The sequence below is a fragment of the Variovorax sp. Varisp46 genome (assembly GCF_059491885.1).
The window spans coordinates 3,044,362-3,062,049 of the sequence record NZ_CP168515.1; the positions used below are offsets into that span (position 1 = coordinate 3,044,362).

Below are 17,688 nucleotides of genomic sequence, written 5' to 3' on the forward strand. Positions count from 1 at the left end.
GACAGCCGACCACCTTGGGCCTTTCGTTCAGCACCTGGCGCGCTGGCGGCTACGCCAACGCGGCCGTCCCACGCGCCGCCGATCCCGCCACGCTCCAGCAGTCGGGCGGGCAGACCATGGGCACCACCTGGTCGCTGCGCTTCGACAATCCGCGGATGCTGCCGTTGGCGGAGGTTCGCGCGGCGGTCGAGTCGGCGCTTGGCCGCGTGGTCACGCAGATGAGCAACTGGGAGCCGGGCTCCGACATCAGCCGGTTCAACCGCGCGCCAGCCGGATCACGCCACGTGCTGCCCGCGGAGTTCGCCGAGGTGATGCGCTGTGCGGACCGATGGGCAACGGCCAGCGGTGGCGCGATCGATCCGACGATCGGTCCGCTGGCCGCCTGCTGGGGCTTCGGCCCTGAAGCACACGAAAGCGGCCTGCCTTCTGCGCAGGTCCTGGCCGATGCGCGTGCGCGCGTCGGCTGGCCGCGGCTGGCGTTCGATGCGGCTGATGGCTCGCTGCTGCAGCCGGGTGGCGTTGCGCTCGATCTTTCGGGTATCGCCAAGGGCTTCGCGGTCGACTGCGGCGTCGAAGCCTTGCGCGCGCTCGGCCTTGCGGACCTTCTCCTTGAAGTCGGCGGCGAACTGCGAGGCATCGGGCGACGCCCCGGCGGCCAGCCGTGGCAGGTGCTTGTCGACGGCGACCCGGCCGTGGCGCAGCGCGTGGCGCTGGCCGACATGGCGATCGCTACTTCGGGCGATCGGTGGCACCGCCGCACGCACCAGGGGCGCAACTGGTCGCACACCATCGATCCGCGCACCGGTGAACCGGCCGCCCATGCATTGGCCAGCGTCACCGTGCTGCACGCCGAATGCATGCAGGCCGACGCACTGGCCACCGTGCTGACGGTACTGGGGCCGGACGAAGGATTCGATTTCGCGCAGCGGCACAACATTGCCGCGCTGCTCGTGAGCCGCGGCGACGCATCGTCCGCTGTGCGGGCTACGCGCGCGTGGCCCGCACCGGCCGGGACATGAACGACGTTGGCTGGCGCGCACTTGGCGCGGGTTCCACCGTGGCTGCGTATGCGGCGCTCTGCGCATCGGTCTACCTGCGCGAGCGCAGGCGGCAAGCGGCCGCCGTGCGCGATGCGGTAGCGCTTTCGGAAGGCAGCGGCGAGCCCCCCGTCCTCGTACTGTTCGCGAGCCAGACCGGCCAGGCCGAAACCATCGCCTGGCAGACCGCACGGCAAATGAGCGCGGCGGGCACGCCGGCGCGCGTGATGGAACTCAACGCGCTCGATGCCCCGACGCTGACCGCCGCGCGGCGCGCGCTTTTCATCGCCAGCACCTACGGCGAAGGCGATGCTCCCGATGGCGCCAGCGTGTTCGCCGAACGCGTCATGCATTCACCGCCCGCGCTGTCCTCGCTGCGCTACGCCGTACTGGCCCTGGGCGATCGTCAATACGCCAGCTTCTGCGGCTTCGGTCGCGCGCTCGACGAGTGGCTTCTTGCAACGGGCGCCACGCGCGAATTCGATCGCATCGAGGTCGACAACAGCGAGCCTGCCGCGCTGGCTGCGTGGCACGCGCAATGGGGCGACGCGCCGGCGGCAGGCATCGAAGGGGCGGCAACCGGCTTCACGCAGTGGCGACTCATTGCGCGCGAGCGGCTCAATCTTGGTAGCGTCGGTGCGCCGGTGTTCCATCTCGGACTGGTTCCGCAGATGGGTGCGATGCCGCATTGGATGTCGGGCGACCTGGCGCAGGTGGCCACGGCGAGCGATCCGGCACGCCCGCGCGACTACTCGATCGCATCCGTGCACGCCGACGGCGAATTGCAGTTGCTCGTCCGACAGGAGCAGCATCCCGACGGCACGCTGGGAGCGGCATCGGGGCTGCTCACCTCCACCCTCAGTGTTGGCGACACGGTCGCGCTGCGTTTGCGGCCCCATCGGGGTTTCCGCCTGGACGGCAACGAGACGCGACCCCTGATCCTCATCGGCAACGGCACCGGGCTGGCCGGACTGCGCGCCCATCTGCGAGCCCGTGCCGCCGCGGGCAGGCACGACAACTGGCTGGTGTTCGGCGAACGCCAAGCCGCGCACGATTTCCTGTACCGAGAAGAAATCGAAGCCTGGCAGGCCGGCGGCGTGCTGCAGCGGCTCGACATGGTGTTCTCGCGCGATCAGGCGGAGCGCTTCTACGTCCAGCACCGGTTGCTGCGGTCGGCCGACACCCTGCTGCGGTGGCTGCACGGCGGCGCGGCTGTCTACGTCTGCGGAAGCCTGCAGGGCATGGCGTCCGGTGTCGACGCCGCATTGCGGCAGGTCGCTGGCGAGACGCTGATGAGCGAGCTGGCGGCAAGCGGACGCTATCGCCGCGATGTCTACTGAGCCCCTCGCGGCCGCACCAGTTGCATGTCAGCAACAAACCGAGATGACTTTTGAATTAATACGGTTTTGGTTGCGTACTTCCGTATTGAGAAGCAATATCATTTAAGACGATTTACAAGCACTTTGCAAATCGACTCACCCAGCCAGTCCGCCCCGCTTCTCCCGGAGAACGCAGGCCGCCAAGACATCGCCAGTCGAGTCCTGACGCCCGTCCTTTCCGGAGAAAACTTCATGGCCTACATCAAGAGCCGCAAACACACCGTTGTGCGCGCCGTTCCACACCTTTCGAGCGCTGCCGCCGCCACACTGATAGCCATCGCAGCCCCGGCGGCCCTCGCCCAGTCGAGCGGTGCACTGCCTGAAGTCCGGGTGCAGGACACCACCGCCGCCGACTACAAGGCCGACAACTCGTCGAATCCCAAGTTCACGGCCCCGCTGGTGAACACGCCCCAGACCATCCAGGTCATCAAGGAACAGATCATCCGCGAACAAGGCGCAACCACGCTGACCGAGGCGCTGCGCAACACGCCCGGCGTGGGCACCTTCTTCCTCGGGGAAAACGGCAACACCAACACGGGAGACGCCGTCTTCATGCGCGGCTTCGACAGCTCGAGCGCGATCTTCGTGGACGGCATCCGCGACCTGGGCTCGGTGTCGCGCGACGTGTTCAACATCGAACAGCTGGAGGTCGTGAAGGGCCCATCGGGCACCGACGTAGGCCGCACCTCGCCTACCGGCTACATCAATCTCGTCACGAAGAAGCCCAAGCTCGAAGACAGCTTCCTGGGGTCGATGAGTTTCGGCAGCGCAGACTTCAAGCGCGGCAGCGTCGACTGGAACAAGTCGCTGAGCAGTGCCAACGGCATCGGCGCGGCCTTCCGCCTGAACGCGGTGACCGAAGACGGCGGCGTTGCCGGGCGCGATTTCGTCAAGAACAAGCGCACGGCCATCGCTCCGTCGCTGGCCCTCGGGTTGAACAGCCCGACGCGCATCTTCCTCGACTACCTGCACGTCGAGCAGAACAACATTCCCGACGGCGGCGTACCCACCATCGGCCTGCCGGGCTACAGCACGCCGGATGCCACCGCGATCACGCGAGGCCTGGCGCGCCGCACCTACCTGAACTCCGCCGCACGCGTGGATTCGAGCAACTTCTACGGCACCAGCTCGGACTTCGACAACGTGAAGGCCGACATGTTCACCGCGCGCATCGAGCAAGACCTGACGCCGGACATCACCATCCGCAACACCACCCGCTACGGCAAGACCTCGCAGGACTACATGCTGACGTCGTTCACGGGCGGCGGCCTCACGGCATCGGCAAGCGGCGGCGGCCAGCTGCCGGCCGCGAGCGCGGGCTTCATCAACACGGTCATCCCGACGATTCCCGCCAGCTGGACCATCACGCGCAACCTGCCCACCAACAAGGACCAGGAAAACACGATCTTCACGAACCAGACGAGCGTGTCGGCCAAGTTCAACACGGGCAGCATCGGCCACTCGTTCAATGGCGGCCTCGAGTTCGTCCGCGAGACGCAGCGCGCCAACAACTATTACGCCGCGGGCTACCCGAGCGTGGGCACCACGCTGGCCGCGGCCGGCTCGTGGCCTGTCGCCAACCTGTACAACCCGAATCCGTACGTGAGCGGCTACAACCGCATCGCCAACGGAACGGGGGCCGACGGCAGCACCGACACCATCGGCCTCTACGCCTTCGACACGCTCAAGTTCAACGAGCAGTGGCAGCTGACCGCCGGCCTGCGCTACGACCACTACTCGACCACATACAACGCCACCGCGCTGACGTTGGCGCGCACCGGCAACGGCCCTCAGACCTCGACGATCACGCCGACCAACCTGAAACTGTCGGACAACCTGCTCTCCGGCAAGATCGGCCTGGTCTACAAGCCGACCGCAAACAGCAGCATCTACGCAGCCTACGGCACCGCCGCGCAGCCGCCGGGCGGCGCCAACTTCCAGTTGGCCGCCGGCGGCACCGGCAACAGCGCCGGGCGAACCGACTTCCTGCCGCAGAAGGCCAAGACCTACGAGGTCGGCACCAAGTGGGACGTGATGAACAAGCGCGTGGCGCTGACTGCAGCGCTGTACCGCACCGACGTGAGCAACGAAGTCGTGCAGGACACGGTCTCGCAGCAGTACTTCCAGACCGGCAAGAAGCGCGTGCAGGGCGCCGAGCTGGGCCTGTCGGGCGCACTGACCGACAACTGGGGCGTGAGCTCGGGCTTCACCACCATGAACACCCGCGTGCTGAGCGGCGCCTCGGTGCTGGCGGATGGATCGACCGCCCTCGCCTACACACCGAAGAAGGCCTTCACGCTCTGGACCACCTACCAGTTTCCGTTCGGCCTGACCATCGGCGGCGGCGCGCGCTACAACGGAAAGCTGCAGCGCGGCGCCGACAGCGCGGTGGGAACGCCGGCCTACGTCGATTCATACTGGGTGGTCGATGCGATGGCGTCCTATCGCATCAACAAGAACATCGACATCCAGCTGAACCTGTACAACCTGTTCGACAAGGACTACGTGGCGGCCATCAACAAGAGCGGCTACCGCTACACGCCGGGCACGCCGCGCTCGGCGAAGATCACCGCGAACTTCGCGTTCTGACAGTCCTGCGCGCGCCGAGGCTTTTCTCATTGCGGAGATCCGGAAAAATGATGCTGCATGTGCCCGATGTGCTGAGTCCCGATCAGGTGCGCGAAATGCGCTCCGCTCTCGACGCCACGCAATGGACCGACGGCCGCGAGACGGTCGGAACACAAGGCGCACAGGTCAAGCGCAACCGCCAGCTGCCGGAGCAGTCCCCCGTGGGCCGGCAGCTCGGCAACACGGTTCTGGCCGCGCTGGCCCGGCACGCTCTGTTCTTCTCGGCCGCGCTGCCGTTGCGCTTCGTGCCGCCGCTGTTCAACCGCTATGAGGGCGGCGAGCACTACGGCGTTCATGTCGACGGTGCGGTGCGGGCCTTGCCCGGCGTCAACCAGCAACTGCGCACCGACTTGTCGTGCACGCTTTTCCTGTGCGACCCCGAGGACTACGACGGCGGCGAGCTGGAGGTCATCGACACCTATGGCTCGCACGAAGTGAAGCTGCCGGCCGGCGACCTCATTCTTTATCCGGCCAGCAGCCTGCACCGCGTCCACCCCGTGACCCGGGGGGCGCGGATCTGTTCGTTTTTCTGGCTGCAGAGCATGGTGCGCAGCGACCAGCAGCGCGGCATGCTGTTCGAACTCGACCAGAACATCCAGAAACTTCGTGCGCGTTTCGGCGAAGGCGAGGAAACCGTGGCGCTGACCGGCCACTACCACAACCTGCTTCGGCTCTGGTCCGAGGTCTGAATCCAGGGATCTGGCTCACTTGCATGAATCAGTAACACATGGTTATTGTGAATGCGACGGATTCTTATTTATAATCAAGCAAATCCAACAGCCAGCCAACTGCCGCTTTCACAGCCATGATCGTTTGCGTCTGCCGCCGAGTCTCCGACCGAGAAATCGCCCGCCACGTGCGGGCCGGCATGACTTTCGACGAGGTTCAGTTCGAACTTGGCGTGGCCACCCAGTGTGGCCAATGTGAGGGGTGTGCGCGAGATATCGTCGCGCAGTGCAGCGCTTCGCATCCGGTCGCCGCGCTGAGCTGCGAATCAGGTCCGAGGGCGATCCAGCTTGCCAACTCCATCAAGGAAAGCAAGGCATGGAACTCTTCTCGACACTCGGTGGCAGCCTGATCCTGGTTGCAGGCTCGGTCTGGTGGATCTTTCGCAAGTAGCGCAACTGGCGCAAGTGTTGTCTTCGTAGCGGTTTTGCTGAAATCGGGGCACCTTTCGCGGTGCCCGTATTCGAATGGTTGATCGTGTCTGACCGCTTTGCTCCCCCCCCTTCCGTCCTCGGCCTTTCGCGCAATGTCGTCATTGCCGGCGGTGTCATCCTGTTCCACGCGGCTGCGCTCTGGGCGCTGCAGAGCGGGTTGCTCCGCCGCGCCGCCGAGGTGGTGATTCCAGTCGAAATACTGAGCCAGTTCGTCGAGCCGCCGAAGCCGAAGTCAGATCCGCCTCCGCCGCCCCCACCGCCGCCCCAGCCCAAAGCCAAGGCCCCGCCTCCGCCGCGGCCCCAGGCGATCCGCGAGCCGAAGCCCACGCCGGCGCCCCAGGCGCCCGTTGGCACCACGGAACCACCGCCTCCGGCAACGCCGCCGGCACCTCCCGCTCCGCCAACGCCGCCCGCGCCACCACCTGCGCCCCCGGCGCCTCCAGCCGTGCAGATGCCCTCGAGCAACGCCGACTACCTTCAAAACCCCAAGGCAACCTACCCCGCCATGAGCAAGCGGCTCGGCGAGCAGGGCAAGGTCATCGTGCGGGTGCTCGTCGGCGTCGACGGCCTGCCCAAGAGTGCCGAGGTCAAGAAATCCAGCGGTTTCGATCGCCTCGACGAAGCCGCGGTCGAATACATCATGAAATGCCGCTTCGTGCCCGGCAAGATCAACGGCGTGGTGCAGGCCATGTCCTATGACGCCCCCGTCAACTACGTCCTGAACTAATTTTTCTCTGGAGCAACTTCGTATGGATTCCCAATTTGGCCTGATGAACGTCTGGCATCAGGGCGACTTCGTCACCAAGGCCGTCGCGGTACTGTTGATCGGCATGTCGCTCGCGTCGTGGATCGTCATCATCGTCAAGGCGCTCGACGTCATCAAATACAAGCGCCTCGCCAAGCATTCGCAAGACTTCTGGCACAGCGAAGACTTCGCCACCGCGCTGAACAAGCTCGGCAAGGACGATAGCAACCCGTTCCGTGCGCTTGCCCTCGAAGGCCGAGAGGCAGCAGCGCACCACCGCAACACCAAGGCCCATCTGCATGACGCGCTCGACGTGAGCGACTGGATCACGCGCGCCCTGCGCAACGGCATCGACGCCTTCACTGCCCGCCTGCAGACCGGCCTGGCCGTGCTGGCATCGGTTGGCTCGACCGCCCCCTTCATCGGCCTGTTCGGCACGGTCTGGGGCATCTATCACGCGCTCATGAGCATCAGCTCGGTCGGCCAGGCAACCATCGACAAGGTGGCCGGCCCGATCGGTGAAGCGCTGATCATGACGGCCCTGGGCCTGGCCGTGGCCATCCCCGCGGTGCTGGGCTACAACGCCCTGGTGCGCGGCAACAAGTTCGTGCTGACCAAGCTCAACGCCTTCGCGCACGACCTGCATGCCTACTTCGTGACCGGCGCCCGCGTTCAAAGCGGCAGCGAGGCCGTCGTGGTTCCGCTCAAGAAGGGCTGAGTGCCATGGCCTTCGGTACACAAGACGAACCCGATGAGGTGATGAACGAGATCAACATGACGCCGCTGGTCGACGTCATGCTGGTGCTCCTCATCATCTTCATCATCACCGTGCCGGTGATGAAGCACGCGGTCAACATCGACCTGCCGCGCGCCACCAGCGAACCCGAGCAGCCGAAGCCGCAGAACATCCTGTTCAGCGTGACGGCCGACGGCTCGTACTACTGGAACGAACAGAAGATCGACGACAGCGAGCTGCCCAACCGCCTGGCCGCCGAAGCCGCCAAGGAACCGCAGCCCGAGCTGCACATCCGCGGCGACAAGGCCGTGCGCTACGAGCGCGTGGCCAAGGCGATGTCGGAGGCCCGCGAAGCCGGCGTGCGCAAGATCGGCTTCATCACGGAGCCTGAAGCGAAGTGATCTGACATCGCAAGCCAAAAAGTCGATCGCGACGATTGACTTTTTATTGCGAATCATTATCATTAACTCATCGCTTCGATAGGGAAACCCAGATGCCAGCCACACCGAATGCCTTTTCTGTCCTGAACCATCCTTCGCTCGACCAGTCGGGTGGCGGCCATGCGTCAATCCAGGCAATGCGTCCGGCGCCAGTGGTCGAGAGCACCGAGCTTCTGAAGGGAAGCAAGACCGTGGGCATCATGCATAACGGCTCGCTCTACCGGCTTCAAGCCACCAAACTCGGCAAGCTGATCCTGACCAAGTAGGTCGTCCAGTCCGCCCTTCGCGCAAGTTTCATCGTGGGGCGACTCGAGGAGATTCATCTCCGAAGGGTCGTTTTTTGCTAGCCAACGGTTCGCCGACTAGCCAAGCTTTTTTTCACGCTGAAGCACCCAAAAGAAAACGCCGACCTCGAAGTCGGCGTTTTGCTTTGTGCAGAAGAAAAACTCAGAGGCCGAGGGCGGCGATGCCCGCCTTGGCGATCTGCGCGTCTTCGTTCGACTTCACGCCGCTCACGCCGACGGCGCCGATCACGTGGCCGTCCTTGACGATCGGCACGCCGCCTTCGAGCAGGCCCTGCACTTCAGGCGCCGTCAGGAACGCCGTGCGGCCGCCGTTGATGATGTCTTCATAGACCTTGCTTTCGCGCCGGCCCATGGCTGCCGTGTGGGCCTTGGCAGGCGCAATGTGCGAAGACAATGCCGCGGCGCCATCCAGCCGCTGCAGCCAGAGCAGGTTGCCCGCGTCGTCGGATATGGCGATGGTCACCGCCCAGTTGTTCTTGAGGGCCTCGGCTTCGGCCGCTGCGGCCACGGCCTTGACGTCGGCGAGTTCGAGGAATGACTTGGTCTTCATGATGGGCTCTGGTTTCGTGAAAACCCGACAGCATAACGGCCATGCCGCCAGGGGTGTCTTCAGGGCTTGGGAACACCCCGCATACGGTCTTTTCGACACCCCCTCTTGCAGCCCCCTAGAATGCGCCCAAACTGCGTCACTGCAGCAACCACAGGAGCTCCGGCCATGAACGACCGCGTCACCACCCTAGACACTTCCGCTGGCTATGGCCAGCCGTTGGCGCAGGCTGAACGCCAGCGCGTGCTGCGCAACACCTACTGGCTGCTCGCGCTGAGCATGCTGCCCACCGTGCTGGGCGCATGGATCGGCGTCAGCACCGGCATCACCCGCTCGCTCACGGGTGGGCTGGGCCTCATGGTTTTCCTCGGCGGCGCGTTCGGCTTCATGTTCGCCATCGAAAAGACCAAGAACTCCGCCGCCGGCGTGCCCGTGCTGCTGGGCTTCACCTTCTTCATGGGCCTGATGCTGTCGCGCCTGATCGCGATGGTGCTGGGCTTCAAAAACGGCTCCGAACTCGTCATGACGGCCTTCGGCGGCACCGCCGGCGTGTTCCTCGTGATGGCCTCGCTGGCAACGATCATCAAGCGCGACCTGTCGGGCATGGGTAAGTTCCTGTTCGTCGGCGCGCTGGTGCTGATGTTCGGCGCGATCATCAACGTGTTCGTCGGTTCGACCACGGGCATGCTGGTCATCTCGGTGGCCGCCATCGGCATCTTCTCGGCCTACATGCTCTATGACCTGAAGCAGATCATGGACGGCGGCGAAACCAACTACATCAGCGCCACGCTCGCGCTGTACCTCGACCTGTTCAATGTGTTCCAGAGCCTGCTGGCGCTGCTGGGCATCTTCGGCGGCGAACGCGATTGAGCGAATCACGCGCAGCAAGAAAAAGGGCCCGGAAGGGCCCTTTTTTCATTCCAGCTCGAAGACTGCAATCGACTCGACGTGCGCGGTGTGCGGGAACATGTTGACCACCCCCGCGAAGGTGCAGCGGTAGCCCGCCTGGTGCACCAGCAAGCCGGCATCGCGCGCAAGCGTCGACGGATTGCAGCTCACGTACACGATGCGCTTCGGGGGTGTCCAGCCATCGGTTCGCAGTTCGGGCTGCTGATGAAGGTCGGCCATGGCCTTGGCCAGCGCGAAGGCGCCTTCGCGCGGCGGATCGACCAGCCACTTGTCGGCACTGCCGTCGGCCACAAGCATTTCCGGCGTCATGTCGAACAGGTTGCGCGCCACGAAAGTGGCGGGCGACAGTGCCCGCCGGGCCGACGTCGCTGGCTGATTCCTGTTGAAGTTGTCGGTTGCGCGTGCCACCAGCGTGTCGCTGCCCTCGATGCCCAGCACCTCGCGGGCCCGGCTCGCCAACGGCAAGGTGAAGTTGCCGAGGCCGCAGAACCAGTCGATCACGCGCTCTTCGGGCTGCACGTCGAGCAAACGCAGTGCCTTGCCCACCAGCGCCCGATTGATGTGCGGATTGACCTGCGTGAAGTCAGTAGGCTTGAATGGCATCGTGACGTCGAACTCGGGCAGCCGGTATGCCAGCGGCGTGCCGCCCTCTTCCAGCAGCTTCACGGTGTCCGGCCCCTTGGCCTGCAGCCACCATTGAACGCCCTCGTTCTTCTCAGCAAAGGCCTTCAGCCGATCGATGTCTGCGCGCGAGAGCGGTTCAAGATGCCGCAGCACCAGCGCGATGGTGCCGAGCCGCGTTGAGTCGGGGGCGTCGCCGCAGGCCAGTTCGATCTGCGGGCAGGTTTCGCGCGCGTCCATCGAACCGATGAGCGCGCGCAGCGGCATCAGCATGTCGCTGACCTGCTTCGGCAGCACGGGGCACACCTGCATGTCGGCCAGGTAGCGGCTCTTGCGCTCGTGGAAACCGATCAGCACCGTGCCCTTCTTGACCACGTGGCGTACCGAGAGGCGCGCGCGGTAGCGGTAGTGCCAGGTCGGCCCTTCGAGCGGCCGCAGCAGGTTCTCGGGCTTGACCTTGCCGAGGTGCCAAAGGTTGTCTTCCAGTGCGCGCTGCTTCACGGCCACCTGGGCGGCCGCATCCAGGTGCTGCATCTTGCAGCCGCCGCAAGCGCCCGTGTGCAGGCCGAAATGGGGACAGCCCGGGCGCACGCGCTGCGACGATTCGCGGCGGATGGCCGTGACCGTGCCCTGCTCCCAGTTGTTCTTGCGGCGATGGACATTGAACTGCACTTCCTCGAAAGGCAATGCGCCTTCGATGAACACGACCATGCCGTCGGCCTTGTGCGATACGCCCTGCGCGTCGAGGTCGAGAGACTCGACCTGCAGCCACTCTTCACCGGGATTCGTGGGGACTTTCGCGGGGGCTTTGTTTTCTTCGATGGATTCCGTCATCCCCCGATTGTCTCAGCGTGGCCGAGGCAGCTAGAACAGCGCGTCGCGCTCGACGCCAGCGCGGGCCAGTTGGCGGCGCATCTTGGCCAGCGCCTCGTTCTGGATCTGCCTGACGCGCTCGCGCGTGAGGCCGAGGCGCACACTCAGCACCTCCAGCGTTTCGGGCTCGCGGTCGTGCAGGCCATAGCGCCCCTCCAGCACCTCGCGTTCGCGCGCATCGAGGGCGAGCACCCACTGATCGAGCAGGCGCTCCACCTCGTGCATGTGCGTCACGTCGGTCGGGCTGCCCTGCCCGTCCTCGGAAGCCACGGTGTCGGCCAGCGTGAAGCCCTCGTCCCCGCGCGCGTCACCCGCGTCCAGCGAGCGCGGGGCTTCAGACAGGGCCAGCAGTTCGGCCACCGCCTGCACCTCGCGGCCGAGCAGCGCGGCGATGTCTTCCACACGCACGCCATCGGGCCGGTGCGCGAGGAATTCGGCGTCGCCTTCGAGTGTGCGGCGGGCCCGCAGCACCTGCTGCAGCTCACGCACCACATGCACCGGCAACCGGATCGCGCGCGCCTGCGTCATGACCGCACGCTCGACGGACTGGCGGATCCACCAGGTCGCGTAAGTGGAAAAGCGAAAACCGCGTTCGGGCTCGAACTTGGTGATGGCGTGCATCAGGCCGAGATTGCCTTCCTCGATGAGGTCCGACAGCGGCACGCCACGGCCCAGGTAGCTCTTGGCGATATTGACCACGAGCCGCAGGTTGTGCTCGATCATCGACTGCCGCGCCGCGAAGTCGCCGGCCCGCGCGGCGCATGCGGTCTGGTACTCCTGCGCAGGCGTGAAGAGTTCGGTGCGACGGACCTGGCGCAGATAGATGGTCAACGCATCCGCGCCCTCGCCGCCGATTTGTTCGCTCGCAGTGCCTGCAGGCAGCACGCCGTCTGCCGTTGGTGGTTCTAAGCCTTCTTCCGGTGGCGGGTGAACGCTCTCACCGACGAACTCATGCCGACCGTTGTCGGGAGATGGGCTGCCCCTGCCCGCCAACCCGCGCACGGGCAACAGCGTGCGGCGGGGGCGGGAAGCAGCCATGGCATCACCGGCCGGGCAGGTAGCGCGAAGGATCGACGGGCTTGCCCTGGCGGCGGATCTCGAAATGCAGCTTCACGCGATCGGCGTCGCTGTTGCCCATTTCGGCGATCTTCTGGCCCTTCTGAACCGACTGGTCTTCCTTCACGAGCAGCGTCTGGTTGTGGGCATACGCCGTGAGGTAGGTGTTGTTGTGCTTCAGGATGATCAGGTTGCCGTAGCCACGCAGGCCTGCGCCCGCATAGACCACGCGACCGTCGGCGGCGGCCAGCACAGGGTCGCCCGCCTTGCCGCTGATGTCGTAGCCCTTGTTCTTGGCCTCATCGAAGCCCGCGATCAGCGAACCGCTCGCAGGCCAGATCCAGCCAATGTCTTCATCACCCACATTTCCGCTGCCGGGACCGGCCGGCGAAGCCGTGACCGGCGGCTTGGTCGTCGCGCTGCTGGCGGGCGCCGAGGGCACCACCGCAGGCTGCGGCGTCACGGGCTTCGTGACCACACCTTCGGGCGAAGCGGCGGGCGGTGTTGCAGGCGCGGCCGCGACGACCGTTCCCGAACCTGCCGGCGGAATCACGCGCAGCACCTGGCCGACTTCGATCAGGTCAGGGTTCTCGATGTTGTTCCAGCGAACGATGTCCTGCCAGCGCTGGCCGGTGTCGGCACCGATGCGGCGAATGGTGTCGCCGGGACGCACGGCGTAGTAGCCGGGCTTGCCATAGTTTTCGATGCCGGCGAGCGGCTTGCCGTTGGCGTCGGTGGTGATGGGCGGGCCGCCGGGCACTGCTGCGCTAGGCGCGCGCGACATAGTGCCGCGGTCTTCGACCGGCGCCGGCCCGCGCGGTGTGGAACAGCCCGCGATCACGAGCACAAAGGCCAACGTGACGCCAGCGAACCAACTCCGATTGCCAAAACCCTGCATTTGTTATTCCTTCAAGCGATGCCTGATTTTAGGGGGACAAAGTGAACCGCCTCAAGAATGAGGCGCTCCAGTCCCCGCGGGGTCTTGTCGATGACGACAAGGGCCTGGCCACCACTTGCGGACTGGGTCGGTGCCACGATGCGACCACCCACCGCGAGCTGCGCAATCCAGGCCTCGGGCACGGCTTCGCCGCCAGCCGCGGCAATGATGCCGGCGTAGGGCGCGCCCTTGGCATAGCCGATCATCCCGTCGCCCAGCATCAGGTGTACTGTGGCCAGCCGGAAGTGCCGCAGATTGGCGCGCGCGCGTTCGTGCAGGCCGCGCAGGCGCTCGATGCTGTAGACCTCGGTGGCCACATGATTCAGCACCGCAGCCTGATAGCCGCAACCGGTGCCGATCTCGAGCACGCGGCCGAGCTTGTCCTGCGGCTTTCCAGCCAGCGCGGGTGCGCCCATCAGCAGCTCGATCATGCGGGCCACCACGTTGGGCTTCGAAATGGTCTGTCCCAACCCGATCGGCAGGCTCGTGTCTTCGTAGGCCTGGTTGACCAGCGCACTGTCGACAAAGCGATGCCGCTCCACGGCGCCCATTGCGCGCAGCACCCGCGGATCGGAGATGCCCTGCGCCGCGAGCCTCTGCACCATGCGCGCGCGCACGGCATCGGAAGCCATCGAAGGCGTGGACGGCACCATGGGCTTGGCCGGCACGGCGGGCATGCGCCCTCGCGTGGCGGCCGAAGCGGTGGGTGTCAGGCGAACGGGGAAACTCGGCCGCTGCGTGGCCATGTCAACTGCCGAGACGGGCCACCGTCTCGCGCCATTGGCCAAGGTTGGCGTGGTCGGTCAGGTCGATCTGCAGCGGTGTCAGCGCGATGTGGCCGGCTGCGGTGGCATGGAAGTCGGTGCCTTCGCCGCTGTCCTTGGCGCCGCCTGCGCCGGCGATCCAGTACATGGTTTCGCCTCGCGGGCTGTCCTGGGTGATTACCTTCTCCGCCGCATGGCGGCGGCCGAGCCTGCAGACCTTGACGGGCTTCAGCTCGTCGAAAGGCAGGTTCGGCACGTTCACGTTGAGCAGGAAGGCGGCGCCTCCCAGCATGCGCTCGCGCTCGATCTGCTGCACCAGCCGCCGCGCCACCTGGGCGGCCGCATCCACATGCGCCCAGCCCTTTTCGATCTGCGAGAACGCGATGGCCGGAATGCCGAACAGGTAGGCCTCCATCGCCGCGCCGACCGTGCCCGAATAAATGGTGTCGTCGCCCATGTTGGCGCCGTTGTTGATGCCGGAGACCACCAGGTCGGGCCGGTAGTCGAGCAGACCCTTGAGCGCGATGTGCACGCAATCGGCCGGCGTGCCCGTCACGTAGCGAAAGCCGTTGTGCGCCTCGCGCACATAGAGCGGTGCCGCCAGGGTCAGCGCGTTCGATTTGGCACTGTTGTTGTGCTCCGGCGCGACCACCTCGACATCGGCGATGTCCTTGAGCGCGTCATGCAGCGCGACGATGCCCGGCGCCTGAAAGCCATCGTCGTTGGAAATTAGTATCTTCATGGTGTCCTGGATGCCCGGGATTGTAGGCGCCGGGTGCGTCGCAGCAGGGACAAGCCCACCCTGCCGCGCCGCCTATCATCGCCCGCATTCTTTGGACCCATCCGACTCACACGAAGGAGACTCGAGCATGCACGCATGGCTTTGCGAAAACCCCACCGGCGTCGACGCGCTGACCTGGAAGGAACTGCCGACCCCGACCCCGGGCCCGGGCCAGGTGCTGATCGAAATCAAGGCAGCGAGCCTGAATTTCCCCGATCTGCTGATCGTGCAGAACAAATACCAGATGAAGCCGCCCCTGCCCTTCGTGCCGGGCTCCGAATACGCTGGCGTGGTCCAGGCGGTCGGCGACGGCGTCACACACCTCAAGGTCGGGCAGAACGTGGCCTGCCTGTCGGGCACGGGCGGCTTTGGCACCCACACACTGGCACCCGCGGCCTTGTGCATGCCGTTGCCCGAAGGTTTCGGCCACGTCGATGCCGCGGCTTTCATCATGATCTACGCCACCTCGTGGCACGCACTGATGGACCGAGCGCAACTCAAGGCCGGCGAAACCGTGCTGGTGCTCGGCGCGGCAGGCGGCGTGGGCACGGCGGCCATCCAGATCGCAAAGGCTGCCGGGGCCAGAGTGATTGCAGCAGCCTCCACCGATGAAAAATGCGAGCTTTGCCGCTCCATCGGCGCCGACGCGACGATCAACTACACGACGCATGCACTGCCCAACGGTTTTCGCGATGCCGTCAAGGCCGCCACCGACGGTAAAGGACCGGATGTCATTTACGACCCGGTGGGGGGTGATTTTGCAGAGCCCGCCTTTCGCTCCATTGGGTGGCGCGGCCGTTATTTGGTTGTCGGTTTTGCGTCCGGCCCGATTCCATCACTGCCATTGAACCTGACACTGCTGAAAGGCGCTTCGCTGGTCGGCGTGTTCTGGGGTGATTTCGCCAGGCGCGAGCCCAAGGCCAATGCACAGATGATGGCCGAATTGGCGCAGTGGTACGGCCAGGGAAAGATCAAGCCGGTGATCGACAGCACGATGCCCATGGCGGAATTGAAGGCTGCCTACGCCCACATGGGCTCGCGCGGCGTCAAAGGAAAACTGGTGATGGTGAACTGAGCGCACCACCCACGAACGCCCAATAAAAAAGCCCGCGCATGCGGGCTTTTTTATTGGGCCACAGCCCGGAGAAGCCGGGGGGCGCTTACTTGATCTCGTACTCGGAAAGCGACTTGCCCGCAGCCAATGCCTCGGTCACCCAGCGCGGCTTGCGGCCACGGCCACCCGACCAGGTTTCGCCCGTCGGGCCACGGTATTTGGCGGCAGCCTTGGCGGGCGCGACGCCTGCACTGCGCTTGACGGCGCCCGCACGGCCGGTGAGTTTCAGATCGGAGGCCGTCAAACCGTATTCGGCGATCTTCTTGCGCAACTCTTCGACCACGCCCGCGCGTTCCTGGTTGCGCAGGTCTTCGGCCTGCTTGCGCAATTGCGCAATCTGCTCGTCATGCTTCTTGATCTGGGAATTGATATCGGCGAGGGTCGAAGCCATTGTTGGACTCCTGAAAATTGAAAACGGGTGGATTTTAATTCAGTTTACATTTGCCACAAGTATCCTGCCGGGCGAAAAAAACGGCGGCGCATTGCGTCATTGCAACAACTCGCAACATAAAGCCATCCGCGACGGGCGCTTTATATACGGGCAAGACGAGAAAAAAGAGAGAAAGGGGAGCGGCGCGCGGGCAGAAGAAGATGCGGCGGCCGGAAATGACAACGCCGGGTAAACCCGGCGTTGTGGTCCTTTTTGAGCGCTATTGCGCAATAGCACAAAGGAGATATTTTGGGGTGGCTGATGGGACTCGAACCCACGACGACCAGAATCACAATCTGGGACTCTACCAGCTGAGCTACAGCCACCGTAGAGCCTACGATTGTAGCGTTAAAAATCGCTGTTTTGACGAAGGCAATCAATGGCGAGGCTCGAAAGCTACATTTCGCCTCCCCGCCGGGATCGGCGCCGGCGCTTCGATGCCTGTCGCGATCGCGGTGATCGGCAAAAATTCTCGCCCGCCTGTCCGATCTTCATCACCGGCACCGACAGGCATATCGCTCCGCTATCATGAATGCGACCCGCGCCGACGGGCATGGCTTCTGGCCATCTCCACTTCATCACATCTCAAAGGAATTTCTTCATGAGCATCGTCTGGACCATCCTGATCGGGTTCGTCGTGGGTCTTGTGGCGCGGGCCGTCAAGCCAGGCGATGACTCTGCCGGCTTCATCGTCACGACCATCATCGGCGTCGCCGGTTCGCTGATCGTCACCTACGTCGGCCAATCGCTGGGCTGGTACACCGCCGGCCAGGGCGCGGGTTTCATCGCATCGGTGCTGGGCGCGATCGTGCTGCTCATCATCTACGGCCTGATCAAGCGCAAGAGCTGATGCGAAGAATGGGCCGTGCCGCCTCACGCGCACGGCCATCATGATGCCCCGCAAAGCGCGCGCCAAGCATCATGTCTACGTGGTCGAGCTCGATGACCGCGTATGGAACAACCGCCGCTTCAGGCGGGCCAACCCCGACTACCAACTCGGCAAGCCCTTCGTCTATGTCGGCATGACCGGCCTGGACCCCGATATCCGCTTCGACAAGCACAAGGCCGGCATCCAGGCCAACAGCTTCGTACAGGAGTTCGGCCTGCACCTGCTGCCGGCGCTCTACGAACGCTACAACCCCATGACCTACGAGGACGCGCGCCTGATGGAGGTCGATCTCGGCATCGCGCTGCGCAAGGCCGGCTACGGCGTGTGGCAGGCCTGA

At 65.0% G+C, this 17,688-nt stretch carries 20 protein-coding genes and 1 tRNA gene; 13 read left to right on the forward strand and 8 right to left on the reverse strand.

The genetic code is table 11. The features are described from left to right. Positions 1 to 14 precede the first annotated feature (14 nt). From ACEN9N_RS14405 to hemP, 9 genes are all read left to right on the forward strand, one after another. Positions 15 to 1,019 carry an FAD:protein FMN transferase gene (locus ACEN9N_RS14405; protein WP_495656344.1) on the forward strand — a complete coding sequence of 335 codons (1,005 nt, stop codon included), beginning with the start codon at positions 15 to 17 and terminating at the stop codon, positions 1,017 to 1,019. Then, positions 1,016 to 2,377 (forward strand): sulfite reductase subunit alpha, encoded by a 1,362-nt coding sequence (locus tag ACEN9N_RS14410; RefSeq protein ID WP_495656345.1) that lies wholly within the window; start codon positions 1,016 to 1,018, stop codon positions 2,375 to 2,377. Before ACEN9N_RS14405 ends, ACEN9N_RS14410 begins: the two co-directional genes overlap by 4 nt. 231 nt (positions 2,378 to 2,608) lie before the next feature. After that, positions 2,609 to 5,005, forward strand: coding sequence for a catecholate siderophore receptor Fiu (locus tag ACEN9N_RS14415; RefSeq protein ID WP_495656346.1), 2,397 nt, complete (start codon positions 2,609 to 2,611; stop codon positions 5,003 to 5,005). 47 nt (positions 5,006 to 5,052) lie between these two features. Beyond that, complete coding sequence (locus ACEN9N_RS14420) at positions 5,053 to 5,733, forward strand: Fe2+-dependent dioxygenase (protein ID WP_495656347.1); 681 nt, start codon at positions 5,053 to 5,055, stop codon at positions 5,731 to 5,733. Between the two features lie 116 nt (positions 5,734 to 5,849). After that, positions 5,850 to 6,122: a (2Fe-2S)-binding protein gene (locus tag ACEN9N_RS14425; protein WP_413314520.1), complete on the forward strand. Its 273-nt coding sequence runs from the start codon at positions 5,850 to 5,852 to the stop codon at positions 6,120 to 6,122. Between the two features lie 122 nt (positions 6,123 to 6,244). Next, positions 6,245 to 6,931, forward strand: a complete 687-nt coding sequence (locus ACEN9N_RS14430; protein ID WP_495656388.1) for an energy transducer TonB — start codon at positions 6,245 to 6,247, stop codon at positions 6,929 to 6,931. A gap of 22 nt (positions 6,932 to 6,953) precedes the next feature. Beyond that, the gene (locus ACEN9N_RS14435; RefSeq protein WP_007830742.1) at positions 6,954 to 7,667 is read left to right on the forward strand and encodes a MotA/TolQ/ExbB proton channel family protein; all 714 of its coding nucleotides are present in this window, start codon (positions 6,954 to 6,956) and stop codon (positions 7,665 to 7,667) included. A 5-nt stretch (positions 7,668 to 7,672) separates the two neighbouring features. Beyond that, positions 7,673 to 8,086: an ExbD/TolR family protein gene (locus tag ACEN9N_RS14440; RefSeq protein WP_413314522.1), complete on the forward strand. Its 414-nt coding sequence runs from the start codon at positions 7,673 to 7,675 to the stop codon at positions 8,084 to 8,086. A gap of 92 nt (positions 8,087 to 8,178) precedes the next feature. Next, the gene (hemP, locus tag ACEN9N_RS14445) at positions 8,179 to 8,391 is read left to right on the forward strand and encodes a hemin uptake protein HemP (protein WP_007830738.1); all 213 of its coding nucleotides are present in this window, start codon (positions 8,179 to 8,181) and stop codon (positions 8,389 to 8,391) included. Positions 8,392 to 8,572: 181 nt separating this feature from the next. On the opposite strand, the gene ACEN9N_RS14450 is transcribed toward hemP, so the two are convergent. Further along, positions 8,573 to 8,980 (reverse strand): GlcG/HbpS family heme-binding protein, encoded by a 408-nt coding sequence (locus ACEN9N_RS14450; RefSeq protein ID WP_007830736.1) that lies wholly within the window; start codon positions 8,978 to 8,980, stop codon positions 8,573 to 8,575. A 165-nt stretch (positions 8,981 to 9,145) separates the two neighbouring features. Here ACEN9N_RS14450 and ACEN9N_RS14455 point away from each other — a divergent pair, with 165 nt between their 5' ends. Further along, complete coding sequence (locus ACEN9N_RS14455) at positions 9,146 to 9,847, forward strand: Bax inhibitor-1/YccA family protein (RefSeq protein ID WP_007830734.1); 702 nt, start codon at positions 9,146 to 9,148, stop codon at positions 9,845 to 9,847. Positions 9,848 to 9,892: 45 nt separating this feature from the next. On the opposite strand, the gene rlmD is transcribed toward ACEN9N_RS14455, so the two are convergent. The 5 genes from rlmD to surE are packed head-to-tail and all read right to left on the reverse strand — an operon-like array spanning position 9,893 to position 14,879. Continuing rightward, the gene (gene rlmD / locus ACEN9N_RS14460) at positions 9,893 to 11,341 is read right to left on the reverse strand and encodes a 23S rRNA (uracil(1939)-C(5))-methyltransferase RlmD (protein WP_007830731.1); all 1,449 of its coding nucleotides are present in this window, start codon (positions 11,339 to 11,341) and stop codon (positions 9,893 to 9,895) included. Between the two features lie 30 nt (positions 11,342 to 11,371). Continuing rightward, positions 11,372 to 12,418 carry a sigma-70 family RNA polymerase sigma factor gene (locus tag ACEN9N_RS14465; protein ID WP_495656348.1) on the reverse strand — a complete coding sequence of 349 codons (1,047 nt, stop codon included), beginning with the start codon at positions 12,416 to 12,418 and terminating at the stop codon, positions 11,372 to 11,374. A 4-nt stretch (positions 12,419 to 12,422) separates the two neighbouring features. After that, the gene (locus ACEN9N_RS14470) at positions 12,423 to 13,334 is read right to left on the reverse strand and encodes a peptidoglycan DD-metalloendopeptidase family protein (RefSeq protein WP_413314526.1); all 912 of its coding nucleotides are present in this window, start codon (positions 13,332 to 13,334) and stop codon (positions 12,423 to 12,425) included. An 11-nt stretch (positions 13,335 to 13,345) separates the two neighbouring features. Continuing rightward, positions 13,346 to 14,119: a protein-L-isoaspartate(D-aspartate) O-methyltransferase gene (locus tag ACEN9N_RS14475; RefSeq protein WP_413314527.1), complete on the reverse strand. Its 774-nt coding sequence runs from the start codon at positions 14,117 to 14,119 to the stop codon at positions 13,346 to 13,348. 1 nt (position 14,120) lies between these two features. Then, entirely contained in the window at positions 14,121 to 14,879 is a 759-nt protein-coding gene (surE, locus tag ACEN9N_RS14480; RefSeq protein ID WP_413314528.1) for a 5'/3'-nucleotidase SurE, read from the reverse strand. Positions 14,880 to 15,006: 127 nt separating this feature from the next. Between surE and ACEN9N_RS14485 the strand changes: the two genes are divergently transcribed. Then, positions 15,007 to 15,993, forward strand: coding sequence for an NADPH:quinone oxidoreductase family protein (locus ACEN9N_RS14485; protein WP_007830720.1), 987 nt, complete (start codon positions 15,007 to 15,009; stop codon positions 15,991 to 15,993). Between the two features lie 85 nt (positions 15,994 to 16,078). Here the strand turns inward: ACEN9N_RS14485 and ACEN9N_RS14490 are convergent, their stop codons facing one another. Further along, positions 16,079 to 16,423, reverse strand: a complete 345-nt coding sequence (locus ACEN9N_RS14490; protein WP_007830718.1) for an H-NS histone family protein — start codon at positions 16,421 to 16,423, stop codon at positions 16,079 to 16,081. Between the two features lie 289 nt (positions 16,424 to 16,712). Continuing rightward, positions 16,713 to 16,788: transfer RNA gene (locus ACEN9N_RS14495), tRNA-His, on the reverse strand. A 275-nt stretch (positions 16,789 to 17,063) separates the two neighbouring features. Here ACEN9N_RS14495 and ACEN9N_RS14500 point away from each other — a divergent pair. Beyond that, entirely contained in the window at positions 17,064 to 17,312 is a 249-nt protein-coding gene (locus ACEN9N_RS14500; RefSeq protein ID WP_007830716.1) for a GlsB/YeaQ/YmgE family stress response membrane protein, read from the forward strand. A 40-nt stretch (positions 17,313 to 17,352) separates the two neighbouring features. Next, positions 17,353 to 17,688 (forward strand): hypothetical protein, encoded by a 336-nt coding sequence (locus ACEN9N_RS14505; RefSeq protein WP_007830714.1) that lies wholly within the window; start codon positions 17,353 to 17,355, stop codon positions 17,686 to 17,688.